Genomic DNA, 15,183 nt, shown 5'->3' with positions numbered 1-15,183 from the left:
TCCATGCAGCGCACGAACTTCAGCGGGATGGCGTGCTCGATCGCGCGGACGCTCGACGTCATCGGGGAGCCGTGGTCACCGCTGGTCCTGCGGGATGTGTGGGTCGGGCTCAATCGGTTCGACCAGATCCAGGCCGACCTGGGAATCTCCCGCAAGGTCCTGACCGAGCGGCTGAACCACCTCGTCGATCAGGGGGTGCTCGTCCGGCGTCCTTACGACCAGCGGCCACGCTACGAGTACCACCTCACGAAGAAGGGTCTCGAGCTGGTGGACCTGCTCATGGTCATGACCCGCTGGGGTGACAGATGGCTCTCGGGCCAGGAAGGCCCGCCGGTGCTCTACCGCCACCACGCGTGCGGCCGGATCAGCGACGTCGACCTGCGCTGCGCCCACTGCGGCGAGCCGATGCACGCGGAGGACATCGACACACTGCCGGGCCCCGGCGCAGCCGGATGACCCGCCCGCTTGCGTTGCGTCCAGTTGCGAGGGCGCCGGGTAGCGGGATTCGGGGCCTGGATCAATCGCTGGCCGAATACGCTTCCGATCATTCGCTCTACTCCGCCGTCCAGCGCATGTACGGACATCGAATGTGACGAAGACATATCACAGAACGTGATGCAGATCATTGCGCCAAAAGGTGTGGTTGGGCATCGTCGTCCATTCATTTTGGAAAGAACCTGGTTGGAGATGCCGAATGGCCGACCATAATTTCGCTTACGACCTCACGCTGGACGAGGCACGGCGGCGCAGCGCCGTCTTGGCGGCGCTCGGAGACGACTGGGATCCGGTCGCGGTGCTCGCCGAGGAAGAGCTGGCGTACACCATGCTGTACTCGAATCTCGACGATGAGCAGCAGCGAATCTACGAGGAACTCGTCCAAGCGGGGATCCTGCCGGATCGAGCGACACGCGATACTGCGCACTGATCCGACCGCCGAGTACGAACCGTGACCGGTGTTCGGCGTGTGCGACAGCCCGACCGCCGGACGGATCGTCCCCGAGCCGGCATCCGGAACTCATCCAGAGCTGTCGCGGGACCAGGGACACGGCCGAGTGGACGGACTGCACCCGGGTCGTAGGCGCCGGTCGTCCGCACCGTTATCGTTTTCCTGAGGAAATCTTCGCCCGCCGGCGTCCACGCCCGCGTGGGCCGGGACGCGAAACGGTATACCTTCAGCGGCGGGTCGCTGACCAGCGGAGGCAAAGGAAGGTTCGGACGTTTATGGCGATCGACGGTCTCGGACGGTACGGAGTATGGCGCGGCTACCGGGGATTCGCTCCCGCGGATGCCGCCGAACTCGAGGGTCTCGGTTACAGCGCGCTGTGGCTCGGTGGGTCGCCGCCCGCCGACTTGCCGGTGGTCGAGTCGTTGCTCGAGGCGACGGAGACGTTGATCGTCGCCACCAGCATCGTGAATATCTGGACGGCACCGGCGAATACGGTCGCCGAATCGTTCCACCGGATCGAACAGCGATTCCCCGGCCGCTTCCTGCTCGGTATCGGCGTGGGGCACCCGGAGGCCAACAAGCCGTATCAGAAACCGTACGACGCGCTGGTGGAGTACCTTGACGAGCTCGACAAGGCCGGGGTGCCGAAGGAGCGGATCGCACTGGCGGCCCTCGGGCCGAAGGTGCTCGAACTCTCGCGTGAGCGCACCGCCGGCGCGCTGCCGTATCTGGCTCCGCCGGAGCACACCGCGCGGGCGCGCCGGATCCTCGGCTCCGCGCTGCTGGTCGCGGAGCAGAAGCTCGTGCTCGACGACGATCCGCAGCGGGCGCGCGAAGTCGGCAGGCAGATGGTGGACATGTATCTCGGCCTGCGCAATTACGTCTCGAACCTGCGGCGTCTCGGCTTCTCCGAGGACGATGTGACCAAACCGGGCAGTGACCGTCTCATCGATGTGCTCACGGTGCACGGCACGCCCGTCGAGGTCACCGGGCAACTGGTCGAGCATCTGAAGGCTGGTGCCGACCACATTGCGCTGCAGGCATTGGATGCGGACTATCTCGGCTCGCTGCGCCAACTCGCGCCGCTGCTGACCGCGGCCGACTGAATAACCGTGCCGGGCCGCGTTCTCGTAAGGCCGGCCATTCGCTGATCCACGTCGATCGACGGTTCGATGGGTGCGCACAGCGGTGTCGAGCACTGGCGACGGATGCATCCGCTGCCGCAGAGGTAGCCGGGGTCGGAGGGTGTGCAGGCTGCCACCGTCCCGCGGTGTTGCGTTGCGGCGGAAAGCGACTCCTACCGCGCACGCGGCATTGCCGACAGCGGACCGTTCTCAGGCGAGGCGCGGAACGCCTGGATCATGAGCGCGGCGAAGCGCCGCGAGGCCGCCACACGGGTTTGCGAGCCGGCCCGGATTCCTCGGTGTGCCATGAGCATGAGGCTCAGGTCGGCGACTGCGAAGTCGGGTCGCAGCTGCCCGGTCTTCTCGGCGCGGCGGGCCAGTTCGCCGACCGCCCGTAGCGCAGCGGCACGTTCGGCGGCGAAGTCGATTGCGTCGGGAAAGGTCGAGGTGAACGCCTCGGTGAAGGCGCGGTTGTCGGCGTGCAGCGCACAGATGTTCTCGATGAACTGGCAGAAGCCATGCCAGGGATCCGGGTCGGACAGTCCTTGCTCGACGAGGGCGCGGCAGGCGCGCATCTCACCGGCGAACGCGGCGGTGGCCAGGATCTCCTTGGTCGGAAAGTGCCGGTACAGCGTCGCGGGCCCGACCCGGGCATGGCGGGCGATATCGCGCATCGGCACGGTCATTCCCTCGGCGGCGAACAGAGCACGCGCGGCGTCCAGAATGCGTTCGCGGTTGTCCCTGGCATCCGAACGCAGAGTGTGAGGCAAACGGTCGGCCACCGCTCTCACTTTAGCTAAGCGGACGCATGCGTCCGTTAGCGTCGGCTCGGGGGGCTGACGGGAGACGAGGAGAGCCAGTGAAAGCCATCGAGATCCGGACCTTCGGAAGCCCTGACGGCATGGCAGTGGCCGACATTCGCATCCCGTCGCCCGCCGCAGGTCAGGTGCTCGTCACCACGGAGGCGATCGGCGTCGGTGGAGTGGACGCGGTGATCCGGCGCGGCACCCTCGGCAGTTACGGCTTCCGGGAGGGGCACATCCCCGGCAGCGAGGTCGCCGGGGTCGTGACCGCGGTCGGCGCGGGTGTCGACCGCTCGTGGGTGGGGCGGCGGGTGTGGGCGTTCACCGGGGTCGGCGGCGGATATGTCGAACATGCCGTCGCCGCCGTCGAGCAGATCCTCGCGCTGCCCGAGCACCTGTCTCCGGCCGCGGCGGTCACCCTGGGCAGCTCCGGAGTCGTGGCGCACTTCGGTCTCGCTCACGCCCGCTTCGCCGCAGGCGAGTCGGTGCTGGTGCGCGGAGCGGGGGGCAGTATCGGAATCTCGGCCGTGCAGCTCGCCGCTCGCGCCGGCGCCGCCGCGGTCGCGGTCACGACCTCCTCGCCGGAGAGAGGCGATCGGCTCCGCGCCCTCGGCGCCACCCAGGTGTTGGACCGCGCCGGGACCGGCGGCGCGGACTACGACGTCATCATCGACATCGTCGCCGGCGCCGCCGTCCCGTCGTTCCTCGGCAAACTCGCGCCGAACGGCCGCATGGTGGTCGCGGGAATCGTCGCGGGCTATCCACCGGCCGATTTCGGTATGACGATGATGACGGCGTTCCAGAAGTCGCTCTCTTTCGCAACCTTCAGCGCAGACACCATCGACCACACCGCCCAGCGAGCGATCCGCGCCGAGCAGTTCGCCGCCGCGGCTCGCGGGGAACTGGATGCGGTAGTGCACGAATTGCTGCCGCTGGAGCAGGCCGCGCTGGCGCATCGGAAGATGGACGCCGGAGAGGTTTTCGGTCGCATCGTCCTGACGCCGTGAGCGATCGCGTCGCCGAAATCCAGCGCCAGGTCTCCGCGCCCCGGCGATTTGCCCCTCCCGCACCACCGGAAAGATTTCTCGGCGGCCGGACCGCCCAGCCCCCGACCGCCCGATTCGGCTCGACGCGCTCCATCGGATTCACAGGCCGTATCGGTTTCAGAGGCGGCGTCGGTACTGCCATAGCCCCATCATCCCCTGCCTTCCGCGGTGGACCCCTACGTTCGACAGCCGGAAGCGCCGACGATCGCAATAACATAGTGCTGGTTTCAATTCGAGTTCGATGGTGCGGGCGGTGAGGTAGCTTCTGTTCGACCGGCTGGGTCGAGCACAGGCGCGTCGACCTGGAAAAGGCTCCTGAACTGGGATAATCGGAGTTTGCGCAGCAGACTCGACACCGCATTCAGCTGGCCGTGTGGATGTCCACCGCTCGACGTCCCGACAAACTCGCCCCGACCCACCGAAGGAAGTCAGAGCGCCATGACAGACATCAGCATCCAGACGCTCGACGAAACCATCGACGCGGTGCTCGAAATTCCGTCCGGCGAGGGACCTTGGCCTGGCGTGGTCGTCATCCACGACGCCCTTGGGCTCCGCGACCCCCACCGGGAGATCGCGCGTCGCATCGCCGGCAACGGCTATCTGGCGATCGTGCCCAACCTGTACTCCCGCGGCGGGATGATCCGCTGTATGCGCTCGATGTTCAACGATCTCATGGCCTATGAAGGCCGCACCTTCGACGACATCGCGGCGGCACGAAAATGCTTGGCAGAAAGGTCCGACTGCACCGGTGCAGTCGGCATCGCCGGATTCTGCTCGGGCGGCGGGTTCGCCCTCGTCGCCTCTACGAAGGGTTTCGGCGCATCAGCGCCGTTCTATCCACCGCCCCTGCAGAGCAAGTACGCCGAAATCGTCGAGGGCGCGTGCCCCATAGTCGCCAGCTTCGGCCGACGCGATCCGATGAACCGGGGTAGCGGCCCGCGCCTCGAAGAAGTGTTGACCCAGAAGAAGATTCCACACGACGTCAAGACCTACCCCGGCGCGGGTCACAGCTTCGCCGACCGCACTCCCCTGCAGGCGGTGGCGCGCATCTTCGGGTTCGGCGAGAACGAGAAAGTCGCCGCGGACGCGTGGCAGAGGGTATTCACGTTCTTCGGCCAGCACCTACGGTGACCGCGACGCCGCGAGATCGGCGTCGGGGAGCCTCCGCCCGCGTTGTCGGACCAGTAGAGCATCGAACGCTCCCCGCCGTCCGCGACGGCGGCCCCGGACACCGCGGCATCGGCCGCACACCTGCGCGCCGCGCTGCCTCGACACACGGATTGGAGGAGACCGCGCGGGCGGTCGGCGCAACAGCTGGAGATGGAGTCAAGAGGGGATCCAACTGCCGTGGAAGCCGGTGGGGATTCGGACGGGCAGGTGGACTTCGGCGATGGGAGGGCTGGCGAGGTCGGCGGCGTCCAGAATCAGAAGGTAGCCGTTTCCGTGAAGACGATCGTGGGCGAAACTCATCAGGTATCCGTCGTTTTCGTCCGTCGCCTGGGCGCGCGGGACGAACACGGCCTCACCACAGGTACGCCCTTCCGACAGTCGGTGAGTGCGCCGTGAGGCGCCGTCGGCGAAGTCGTAGCGGTAGATGCGGGAGTGGCTCGGTTCGGCTTCGAGCGAGAAGCTGACCAGGTAACCGAAGCGGTGGTGGAGCCCGACCATGCTGTCGGCGACGCGCGGATACTCGGCCACCGCGTCGTCCACCTGCTGTTCGGTGACGGTGCCCTCGGCAAGCAGCAGGCGCCACTGGTGCAGGCGGGGCAGTCCGCCGCCGATATCGTCGCTGCCGTCCCGCCACAATGCTGCCACCCGCGTACCGGTGAGGGTGATGGCGCCGTCGGCCTCGAATGCGTTGAGGGTATGCCACACATAGCAGGGTTCGATGTCGAACCAGCGGACCGGGCCACCGGCGCGGGCCATCACGCCGAACCGCGCGTGATGTCCGTCGTCCCAGCGCCACGCTGCGGTGACCTGGTCGAACACGACCGGCAGGTCCATGAAGACCACATGGTGCCGGGTCACGGCGAAGTCGTGCATCATCGTGGCGCGCGGAAGTTCGATCGGCTGGGTCCGGAGCAGCTCGCCGGAGGGTGACACACGGTGGTAGGTCAGATACGGCGGGCGCAGTCGGTAACCGAAGAACAGCAACTCGCCGGATTCCGGACAGATCTTGGGGTGCGCGGTCATCGGCGTTCGCAGCGCGCCGTCGAAGGTGAACGGTCCGACGGTCTCCAGTTCCGGCGTGAGCTGGTAGGGGAAGCCGCCTTCCTCGAGCGCCAGAAGTCGGCCCGCGTGGCTGACGACGTGAGTGTTGGCCGTGGTGACCCGGTAATCCATTGTCGCGGTCGCCGGGTCGAAGCCGAGTTCGAAGCGCGATCGGCCCGGGTGGTGGTAGAGCGGGGTGCGCACGTAGCGGTTGCGATACCAGCGCGCGCGTCCTTCCGTCAAGGCGACCGCGTGGACCATGCCGTCCCCGGCGAAGTAGTGCGGTGACCAACCGGTCCGTGGGTTGGGACCATTACGCACGAACATTCCGTTCAAGTCTGCGGGTATTTCTCCGATCACCTCCGCTGGTTCCACGGTGCATTCCTCGGTGACCGGCGCGTTGTTCCCGGCCAGATGCAGCGGCACGGCTGCGTGCGACGGCATTGTCATCGTCGGATCTCCCTTCCCCGGATCGCCGTGCCAGGATGCCGAGACAATTCCCGAACAAACAGACTTGTTTTCGGCGAAGCCCTGAGCCGCTCACCGAACTCCCAGCTCAGCGCCGCGCAAGAAAATATGCGCGACTCGATCACCGCCATCCGCGCCGGCGGCGGCCGTCGCGGATGGCGCCGGCCGACTCGTCGCTGGAATGACGACCGGGATAGGCACGGTGACCTGGGTTCCGTGTGAGAATCGGCTGGAGAACGGCCGGTCTCTTTCGGGACTCGGCGGCCGAACCCGCGGTGTCGCCGACACCGCTGCGCAGCGACACAGGTAGTCCGATGACCGAAACACATTCCGAGTGCACCCGCAGAGAGTCCTGGGAGCGGACGACCGGCATCCCCTTGATGGTGCTGGCCGTCGCGTTTCTCTGCGTCTATGCCTGGCAGGTGCTCGATACCGGGGCATCGCCTCGCCTGGACGCCTGGCTCACCCGGGTCGACGTGCTGATCTGGGCGGCGTTCGCGCTGGATTTCGCCGTGCGGTTGGTGCTGTCCGGGAACCGGTTGCGATTCCTGCGTACCCACCCGGTCGACCTGTTGATCGTGGTGTTGCCGCCGCTTCGCCCCCTGCGGCTGTTGCGGGCGGCCATGCTCGTGATCGGCACCCTGAACCGGAACACGACGACCAGAGCCAGGCTCGCGGTATTCGTCGGAACTAGTTCGCTACTGCTTCTGCTGCTGTGCAGTCTGGCATTCTTCGACGCCGAGTACGGGGCGGCCGACAGCAAGATCCACAATTTCGGTGACGCGCTGTGGTGGTCGATGGTGTCGGTGACCACCGTCGGCTACGGCGATGTGTATCCGGTGACCACCGAAGGCCGTTTGATCTCGCTGATCCTGATGACCTTGGGCATCGGCCTGATCAGTTTCGCAATCGGCACCACCACCAGCTGGGTGATGGATCAGCTGAAGAGCGTCGAGGCGAATGTGGAGAGTACCGATCGGGAGATCACCGAACTCGTCGCAGAGATCAGAGCATTACGTGCCGAGGTGGCCGCTCTGCGATCCACTGGGATCGAGCCGGATACCGTGCCGGCCGAATGACCCACGCATCCTCGGTGACAATGCCCATCTCCGGCGAGAGTCGCCAACGCGACCCTGCGGTGTCGGCCGGATTTCAACATGATTCGCCACAGCCGCGACCACCAGCGGATGCGGGCCGGTGCGGGGCCGCCCCTGCAAGTAGGGGCGCGCAGGGCCGTAACCGGGGGTGAGGTGGGGGCGATGAGCCAGGTGGAGTTCGTCGAGAGCGGAGGCCGACGTGGGTCGAGCTATGAGAAGTGTTGCGGTGGTCGCTATTACGGCGGCAATGTCGATGTTCGGGATCGGTGCGCCGGTGACGGCGCATGCCGAACCGGACGGGCTGAGGCATTGCGCGGTCAGCAGTGGACGAGTACCGGAAACAGCGACCCCGGAGGAGGTCGGACTCGATTCGCCCGCGCTGCGCCAGGCAGTGGCGCTCGCGGCGGATTCGACCCGCACGACGCTGCAGATCTTTCGGAACAATTGCCTGATCGCGACCGGCCCGAACACCGCGCGGGCCGCCGGTGTGCCGTGGAATCTATGGAGTAGCACCAAGAGTGTGGTTTCGATGGTAGCCGGGATCGCGGTCGACGAGCAGCGGCTGCGGCTCGATGACCCGATCGGCGCCTATCTGCCGCCCGAGCTCGGTGATGCCGGACATCGCGCGATCACGGTGCGGAATCTGCTCATCGAATCCAGCGGCATGCGGGTAGCGGTGGCCTCGGAGGGCATCACCGGGTTGGCGCAAATCGACCCGAATGTGGTGGCGCAGGCGCTGGCGATGCCGATCGATCAACAGCAGGGCACCGAGTGGCGCTACAGTCAGCGCGCTGTCGATCTGCTCGTGTACGTCATCCAGCGTGCGGTCGATGAGGACTTTCAGACGTACGCGCAACGAAAGCTCTTCGATCCGTTGGGAATTCCGCCGACCGACTACTTCTGGGGACGGGACCGCAGTGGAAACACCTACGGTTACGCGCATCTACTGCTGCCACCGGACGACTTCGCCAAGCTCGGACTGCTGCTCACCAATCGCGGCCAGTGGGGCGGTCACCAGATCATTTCCGCGGAATATCTCGCGCAGGCAGGCCGGCCCGCCCCGACGAACCCATGCTATGGCTTCCTGTTCGTGGTGAACGGGCCGGACTGCGGCAACTACTTTCCTGGACTGCCGCCGGATGCGATGCAGATGTCGGGAATGATGCGCCAGGACAATTTCGTGGTGCCGAGCCTCGGATTGATGGTCAGTTGGACCGGTGTCACGGTGCCGGGGAGCGCGTTGAGCTTCCCGCACGATGTCCTGCGCGCGGTCGGCGCCGCCTTCCGGGACCCTCGCATACCCGCTGCGGCGCCCTACGAACAGCAATCCGATGTCCAACTGTCCGATCCGATGATCTCGAACCCGGACGCGACACTCGCCGCACTCGGCATCGGCCCGATGGCCTACCCAGGTTGCAACCCGCTGTCCTGCCTGGGTAAACCCATGTCCGCACCGTTCGCGAATTGGCCACCGGGTTGTTTCATACTCGGCTGCGTCGGCCCGCACCCGGCGACCCCTGGAATTCCGTAGCGGCACAACGCGTATATGCGGCCAAGGTCATCTCGCTGCCCCGCGGCGCCAGCACTTCTGCGCTGGGCGCCGCGGGCTGCGGCGTGCCGCAATCCGCGTCGCGCACCACGCCGCCGCCGACATATCACGACGCCGGGCCGCGCAACCGATCCGTAGTTCCTTTTGGTCTCATAGCATTCGAAGACAGCTCCGAAAGATGTTCGCGACGAACTGGACTTGGCGATCGATGCGCACCCAGCAGCACTCCTACGCGAACACGTCGCCGAACAAGGATGGTCCGACTCACCTTCGTCGGTGAGCACGCCCTCGACCAGTGGCTACGACACCCCTGAGATGCGCGCACCAACCTGCCTTCACCGTCTTCGACGCGCATGGGTCCAGCGAAGATCTCCGAGTAGCAGCTCGACCCAATTATCCCTGTCGCACAACCGATTTCGATGACAGGTCGCCCTCTGTGGGGGATGATGTGTCTCACGGTAGATAGGCAGTTCGCCGATCGGTCCGGAAACAAGGGGGCATGTCTGTCATGGGAAAAGTGGACACCAGAGGTGTTTGGACGCGCGTCAGCGTGGACGAGTCGCAGTTCGAGGGTTTGCGACAGCCCGGAGTCAGGTCGAGCACGGGCATCAAATCGAGTATCCGATGGGGCGGCAGCCAAGACGAGGAGAAGAGCGGCTACGACTTCACCGGCCTCACCGATGTCGACGCGCGCCTCGACGGCCAGAACTTCAGGCTCGGCATATTCACACACTACAACCGTCGAATTCACCTGCCACACAGTCAGTTCTCGGTTTTCTTGAAGGTCACCGTCGACTTCCACGACGAGGGATTCGACCATACGTTCACCCTGCGTTTCCGTCACGACGAGACGCCCAACCAGCCGGGCGACGTCGCCGATGTGGTGAGACCGCCGGTAGTCCACGAGAACGACATCGTCCGCGTCGACGGCACCGAATACCTGGTGACCATCAGCGGTTTCCTGGATGACAAGGATGAAGTGAAGCCGTACTTCGAAAATCCCGAAGGGGAAATCAAGAGAGTCTGGCTCGTTGCGAAATTCGAACCCCAGGTTGAGCCGGGTTCCTGAAGATACTCGCCCGGCGCCCATCCTATGTCCTGGTGTGGCGGGACGCTGATGTAAACGGACACTTCACAGCCGGGCCCGACGGCGTGTTCGCCGGGCCCGGCCGCGGCAATCCAGCGTGCATGATCGACCACCGTGACCCGGGCGCAGCTAGCCGCGCCGACGGTCTTTCCTTGTGGCGCTATCGGGCCGCGATGCACGCCGCCGGAGTCCCGAACGACCACGTCTCCATGTGCGTCATCTACGGCATCAAGCCGAACGGGGATCTGCACTGGTATCGCCACGACGGGGGGCGGGACGGCACGGCGACGTGGACGGCCGGTGCGGGTGGGAAGAAGATCAGTGGTGGCTGGGACATCTACAGCGGATGTCCTGGGAATCGCGGCTCCGCTTGATGCACGGTTCGGCTCCCCCAGAGGCTGCCCTTCGGGGGAGCGTCTACGTCGTCCAGAATCAGGCGGAGACCGCCAACGTCGGTCACGGTTGGCCTGGAACAGCTCTTTCGGGTCGGTGTGCCGGCGTCGTCGGCGCTTATCGACCTGCGACCGACGCAGGTGAGTCCGCTCGGGTGACGAGCCGGGAGACGAAAACTCGTTCCAACAGTTCGTACAGACAGTCGCGGTCCTGGTCGCTGAGCCTGTTCAGGCCGTCCTGGGTGGCGCGCATTTTCGCCCGGATCGTGTCGGTTATCTGTTCGCCCTCGGGCGTGATGACGAGATTGGTGACGCGCCGGTCGGCTTCGCTGGCCTCTCGTCGCACGAGGCCACGCTTCTCCAGCCGGTTGATGATCCCGGTGACGTTGGAGGCGTCGCAGGCCAAGGTCTCGGCCAAGGCGCGCATCGCGACGGGCCCTCGGCGCAGCACGGTCAGCGCCTTGCCTTGGCTCGCCGTCAAGTTCTCGCTCGCCGCCGCGACGGTGAAGTCGCCGTAGTAGACGCCGAGCGACACCGAGAGCAGCTCCATCAACTGGGCCGTGTCGACGCGGGGAGCTTCTGCCATGGCAACCAGCCTATCCGCAGAAACTTGACTATCTCAAATATTTACCCTTAGCGTGTGTGGCCATTGCTTGAAGTTCTCAACCATCGAAGTCGTACCAACGAGGAGTACCCAGTGATCGTCACCGCGTCCGACGCCTCGCGCACAGCCGAGATCCTCTCCCGGCCCGTCGCGCTGAACGGCCTGACCGTCCCGAACCGCATCGTGATGGCGCCGATGACGCGCATGTTCTCCCCCGGCGGTGTTCCCGGTGACGATGTGCGGTCGTACTACGCCCGCCGCGCCGCCGCCGGCGTGGGCCTGATCGTCACCGAGGGCACCTACGTCGGCCACGAGTCCGCTGGGCAGAGTGACCGTGTGCCGCGCTTCCACGGTGAAGAGCAGTTGGCGGGGTGGGCGAAGGTCGCCGAGGACGTTCACGCGGCAGGCGGCACCATCGTGCCGCAGCTGTGGCACATCGGCATGGTCCGCAACCAGGGGGACGCGCCCTACCCCGATGCGCCCGCCGTCGGCCCCTCCGGTATTCGCGTCGACGGCACCGAGGGTCTCGGTAAGGCGATGACCCAGGGTGACCTGGACGACGTCATCGGCGCCTTCGCCGAGGCCGCGGCGGACGCCGAGCGCATCGGCTTCGACGGCGTCGAACTGCACGGCGCGCACGGCTATCTCCTCGACCAGTTCCTGTGGGCGCGAACGAACCGCCGTGAGGATGCCTACGGCGGCGGCACCGTGGCCCGTACGAAGTTCGCCGCCGAGATCGTGGCCGCTGTTCGCGCGGCTGTCTCGCCCGGCTTCCCGGTGATCTTCCGTTACTCGCAGTGGAAGCAGGAGGCCTACGACGCACGGCTCGCCGAGACGCCGCAGGAGCTGGAAGCGATCCTGGCTCCGCTCGCCGCAGCCGGCGTAGACGCCTTCCACGCCTCCACCCGTCGCTACTGGCTCCCGGAGTTCGACGGCTCGGACCTGAACCTGGCAGGCTGGACCAAGAAGCTCACCGGCAAGCCCACCATCACCGTCGGCTCGGTCGGCCTCGACGGCGACTTCCTCCGCGCCTTCACCGGCGAGGGCGCCGAACTCGGTAGCATCGACAACCTCCTCGATCGCCTGGAGCGCGAAGAATTCGACTTGGTCGCCGTCGGTCGCGCCCTGCTCCAGGACCCGGAGTGGGCGTCCAAGGTCCTGGCGGGGCGGATCGACGAGCTGAAGCCGTACGACGCGGCGGCACTGAAGACGCTGAGGTAAGCGAGTTTCAGCAGGCCGTCGTCGTCGATCCGAGCGAAACGGCGGATCGAGCGCACCGTGGGCATCCATAGCGAGCCACGCCGGGCGAGCGCATCCAGGACACCCGGCGTTCGGCGCATGGACCACCGCCGGGAGGCCGTCACCACTGTAATCGTATCTGATGGAGCCATCAGATACGATTACAGTGACATTCGCCGATGGAAGAGGGATCCATGTCCGCCGACCCCGTGGTGCGAAATCGCATCGACCGCCGCCGGGAACGCACCCGCAACGCACTGCTGGGCGCGGCACGGAAGTTCCTGGCGGAAGGACGTTCGGCGGTGAGCATCCAAGAGATCACCGACGCCGCCGACGTCGGATTCGGCTCGTTCTACAACCACTTCACCTCCAAGGAAGAGCTGTTCGACGAAGCCGTCCGCTCGGTGTTGCAGGTCTACAGCGAGATGCGCGACGAGATCGTGAAGCTGTACGACGACCCGGCCGAGGTATTCGCGGTGAGTTTCCGGATGACCGGCCGTCTCCAGCGGCAGGCGCCGGAGATAGTGCGGGTGCTGCTGAATTCCGGCATGCCGGTGCTGCTTCGGGACGAGGGCCTGGCCCCGCGTGCCCGCCGCGACATCATCGCCGCCCAGGAGGCGGGCCGGTTCGAGCCGATGGACCCGGACATGGCCGTCATGGCCGCAGGCGGCGCGCTGCTGGGCCTGCTGCAACTCCTGGACGCCCAACCCGGGGCCGATGCGGGCGCGCTGACCGACGAGATGACCTTCCATGTGCTGCGCATGTTCGGCATGAACAAGCGTTCGGCGCAGAAGCTCGTCTCCCACCCCCTGCCCCCGCAGCCGCAGCTAGTGCCCGATCCATAGTTCCGGTGGCATCGTCATGCTCGGAGTGGCGCAGGTCTATCCGCGACCTCGTCGAGGCGGCGCCCGTCCTCGAGGCGATCGTTGGGCAACAGACGCCCTGCCGAGCCGCGCCGTAGCAGTAGAGCGGCCACCAGCGCCGAGCGGCGCAGTGGTGGTATCTCGCCGCTGGACATCACACGGGCGAGACCGGGCAGTCGATGTATCCGTGGTGTGATGATGCCGCGCAGCCGGTGGCCCAGCTCGCCACCGTCGGTCATCACCACCCCGGTGAGCTTTGCCAATCGGATCATGGCTCGTTGCCGAGAGAGTCACCGGCCGCGTCGAGGCGTCCGCCACGTGCGGCCAACGCGGCCGCGGGAATAATGGCGACCAGCGCGGCTCCCAGCACCCAGGTGAAAGTGGTCGCGAACGCCTCCGCCTGCTCCGAGTGCTGGATCCCGCTGTCTCTCAGCCCCTGCTGCAGGATCACCACGAACACGGCCGTGCCGATGGATCCGCCGATGCGCTGCATGATATTGAGCTGAGGTGTGGCATCCGCCATCTGAGCCGGGCCGAGGTTGCGCAGCGCCACCGTCATGGCAGGTGTCGCGGCCAGTCCGATGCCGAGGCCACGCACGATCATCGCGGCGGCCAGCAGCCAGTACGGCGTGTCGCAGGCAACGAACAGGAACGGCACCGTGGCGACGACACCGATCACCGCACCGATCACGCTGGTGAGCCCGCCGAGCCGCTCGACCATGGGTGCCGACAGCCCCATGGCTACGGCCGCGCCCAGCCCTTGCGGGGCCAGCAGCATTCCGGTGTGCGCGGCATCCTGATCTCGGATCACCTGAAAATACAGAGGCAGCAGCACCATCGCCCCGAAGGTCACCGCGCCCAGCACCAGCGTCGTGACCGCACCCGCACCGAACAGCGGATCCCGCCACAGCCGCAGATCGAGAACAGGATGCGCGGATCGCGTCGCGTGCACGACGAAAAGGCCGATGACGGCGACGCCGGCCAGGACCGGAACCAGCACCTGCGGATCGGTCACATTCCGGACTCCGGCGCGAGCCAATCCGAAAGTGACGCCCACGGTTCCGAGTGAAATCAACACCAGTCCAACGACATCCAACGGACCCGCGGCTTCGGTCGGCTCGTCGGGCTGGAGCAGTCGCCACGCCAGCACCAGGCCCAGCACGCCGAATGGCACGTTGATCAGGAAGATCCACTGCCAGCCCGCGTATTGCAACAACAGTCCGCCGATGGTCGGCCCGATGACGGGTGTGAGCACCATCGGCAGTCCCGCCGCCACCATGGCTCGCGCCATGCCGCGCTGCCCAGCGCTGGTGATCAGGATCAACTGCCCGACGGGAATCATCAGCCCCGCACCGAATCCCTGCGCGACGCGGGCGACGATCAGGGTACCCACGGAGTCCGCGAGTCCGCAGGCGATCGAGGCGACGGTGAACAGGCCGAGCGTGCTCATATAGAGCCGCTTTGGCCCGATCTTGCGGGCAGCCCAGCCGCTGGCGGGCAGCACCGCCACCTGCACCAGGAGATAAGCCGTGACGACCCACTGGATGGCGTCCAGCGACGCGTCCAGGGCCGTAGCCAGGGAGTGCAGAGCGACATTGACGATCGTGGCGTCGAGGAAGGCGAGCACCGCGCCGACCAATACGACGACCACGGCCCGACGTGCCTGCGGGCTCAGCCCGGTGGTCACGCCGTCGGAAACGTTGGAAGCAGTCACCTTCGCAGTGTCATCCACACGGGAAACTCTGTCAACCAAT

General features: G+C 66.3%; 16 protein-coding genes. 11 read left to right on the top strand and 5 right to left on the bottom strand.

Annotated features, from left to right (window positions below; translation table 11 throughout):
- Positions 1–3 precede the first annotated feature (3 nt).
- The 3 genes from ACL03I_RS06850 to ACL03I_RS06840 all read left to right on the top strand — a co-directional run bounded on the left by ACL03I_RS06850 (position 4) and on the right by ACL03I_RS06840 (position 2,052).
- Positions 4–456, top strand: a complete 453-nt coding sequence (locus ACL03I_RS06850; protein ID WP_355074290.1) for a winged helix-turn-helix transcriptional regulator — start codon at positions 4–6, stop codon at positions 454–456.
- 238 nt (positions 457–694) lie between these two features.
- On the top strand, positions 695–925 hold the full coding sequence (locus tag ACL03I_RS06845; protein ID WP_355074292.1) for a DUF6400 family protein: 231 nt from the start codon (positions 695–697) through the stop codon (positions 923–925).
- 296 nt (positions 926–1,221) lie between these two features.
- A complete protein-coding gene (locus ACL03I_RS06840; RefSeq protein WP_355074294.1) occupies positions 1,222–2,052 on the top strand; it encodes an LLM class F420-dependent oxidoreductase in 831 nt (276 codons plus the stop codon).
- A 191-nt stretch (positions 2,053–2,243) separates the two neighbouring features.
- On the opposite strand, the gene ACL03I_RS06835 is transcribed toward ACL03I_RS06840, so the two are convergent.
- On the bottom strand, positions 2,244–2,852 hold the full coding sequence (locus ACL03I_RS06835; protein ID WP_355074295.1) for a TetR/AcrR family transcriptional regulator: 609 nt from the start codon (positions 2,850–2,852) through the stop codon (positions 2,244–2,246).
- 77 nt (positions 2,853–2,929) lie between these two features.
- Between ACL03I_RS06835 and ACL03I_RS06830 the strand changes: the two genes are divergently transcribed.
- The gene (locus ACL03I_RS06830) at positions 2,930–3,880 is read left to right on the top strand and encodes a zinc-binding dehydrogenase (protein ID WP_412805416.1); all 951 of its coding nucleotides are present in this window, start codon (positions 2,930–2,932) and stop codon (positions 3,878–3,880) included.
- A gap of 477 nt (positions 3,881–4,357) precedes the next feature.
- On the top strand, positions 4,358–5,050 hold the full coding sequence (locus ACL03I_RS06825; RefSeq protein WP_412805415.1) for a dienelactone hydrolase family protein: 693 nt from the start codon (positions 4,358–4,360) through the stop codon (positions 5,048–5,050).
- A gap of 195 nt (positions 5,051–5,245) precedes the next feature.
- Here ACL03I_RS06825 and ACL03I_RS06820 read toward each other — a convergent pair whose 3' ends face one another.
- Positions 5,246–6,580: a carotenoid oxygenase family protein gene (locus ACL03I_RS06820; RefSeq protein ID WP_412805414.1), complete on the bottom strand. Its 1,335-nt coding sequence runs from the start codon at positions 6,578–6,580 to the stop codon at positions 5,246–5,248.
- 332 nt (positions 6,581–6,912) lie between these two features.
- Here ACL03I_RS06820 and ACL03I_RS06815 point away from each other — a divergent pair, with 332 nt between their 5' ends.
- The 4 genes from ACL03I_RS06815 to ACL03I_RS06800 all read left to right on the top strand — a co-directional run bounded on the left by ACL03I_RS06815 (position 6,913) and on the right by ACL03I_RS06800 (position 10,705).
- Positions 6,913–7,677, top strand: a complete 765-nt coding sequence (locus ACL03I_RS06815; protein ID WP_364433777.1) for a potassium channel family protein — start codon at positions 6,913–6,915, stop codon at positions 7,675–7,677.
- 265 nt (positions 7,678–7,942) lie between these two features.
- Positions 7,943–9,226 carry a serine hydrolase domain-containing protein gene (locus ACL03I_RS06810; RefSeq protein WP_355074304.1) on the top strand — a complete coding sequence of 428 codons (1,284 nt, stop codon included), beginning with the start codon at positions 7,943–7,945 and terminating at the stop codon, positions 9,224–9,226.
- Positions 9,227–9,752: 526 nt separating this feature from the next.
- Positions 9,753–10,313, top strand: a complete 561-nt coding sequence (locus ACL03I_RS06805) for a choice-of-anchor K domain-containing protein (protein ID WP_412805413.1) — start codon at positions 9,753–9,755, stop codon at positions 10,311–10,313.
- Positions 10,314–10,432: 119 nt separating this feature from the next.
- Positions 10,433–10,705 carry a hypothetical protein gene (locus tag ACL03I_RS06800; RefSeq protein WP_355074307.1) on the top strand — a complete coding sequence of 91 codons (273 nt, stop codon included), beginning with the start codon at positions 10,433–10,435 and terminating at the stop codon, positions 10,703–10,705.
- A gap of 136 nt (positions 10,706–10,841) precedes the next feature.
- On the opposite strand, the gene ACL03I_RS06795 is transcribed toward ACL03I_RS06800, so the two are convergent.
- Positions 10,842–11,309, bottom strand: coding sequence for a MarR family winged helix-turn-helix transcriptional regulator (locus ACL03I_RS06795; protein WP_355074309.1), 468 nt, complete (start codon positions 11,307–11,309; stop codon positions 10,842–10,844).
- A 111-nt stretch (positions 11,310–11,420) separates the two neighbouring features.
- On the opposite strand from ACL03I_RS06795, the gene ACL03I_RS06790 reads away from it, so the two are divergent.
- Together ACL03I_RS06790 and ACL03I_RS06785 are read left to right on the top strand one after the other, a co-directional pair.
- A complete protein-coding gene (locus tag ACL03I_RS06790; RefSeq protein ID WP_412805412.1) occupies positions 11,421–12,548 on the top strand; it encodes an NADH:flavin oxidoreductase in 1,128 nt (375 codons plus the stop codon).
- Between the two features lie 212 nt (positions 12,549–12,760).
- Positions 12,761–13,411, top strand: a complete 651-nt coding sequence (locus tag ACL03I_RS06785; protein WP_356967508.1) for a TetR/AcrR family transcriptional regulator — start codon at positions 12,761–12,763, stop codon at positions 13,409–13,411.
- 14 nt (positions 13,412–13,425) lie between these two features.
- On the opposite strand, the gene ACL03I_RS06780 is transcribed toward ACL03I_RS06785, so the two are convergent.
- Positions 13,426–13,701: a hypothetical protein gene (locus tag ACL03I_RS06780; RefSeq protein WP_412805411.1), complete on the bottom strand. Its 276-nt coding sequence runs from the start codon at positions 13,699–13,701 to the stop codon at positions 13,426–13,428.
- Positions 13,698–15,143: a DHA2 family efflux MFS transporter permease subunit gene (locus ACL03I_RS06775; RefSeq protein WP_412805410.1), complete on the bottom strand. Its 1,446-nt coding sequence runs from the start codon at positions 15,141–15,143 to the stop codon at positions 13,698–13,700. The genes ACL03I_RS06780 and ACL03I_RS06775 overlap by 4 nt, the downstream gene beginning before the upstream one ends.
- Positions 15,144–15,183: the final 40 nt, after the last annotated feature.

Origin of the sequence: Nocardia sichangensis (assembly GCF_047200615.1) — a bacterium.
Lineage (GTDB): Bacteria > Actinomycetota > Actinomycetes > Mycobacteriales > Mycobacteriaceae > Nocardia > Nocardia sichangensis.
This window is presented reverse-complemented; position numbering and strand designations above follow the sequence as displayed.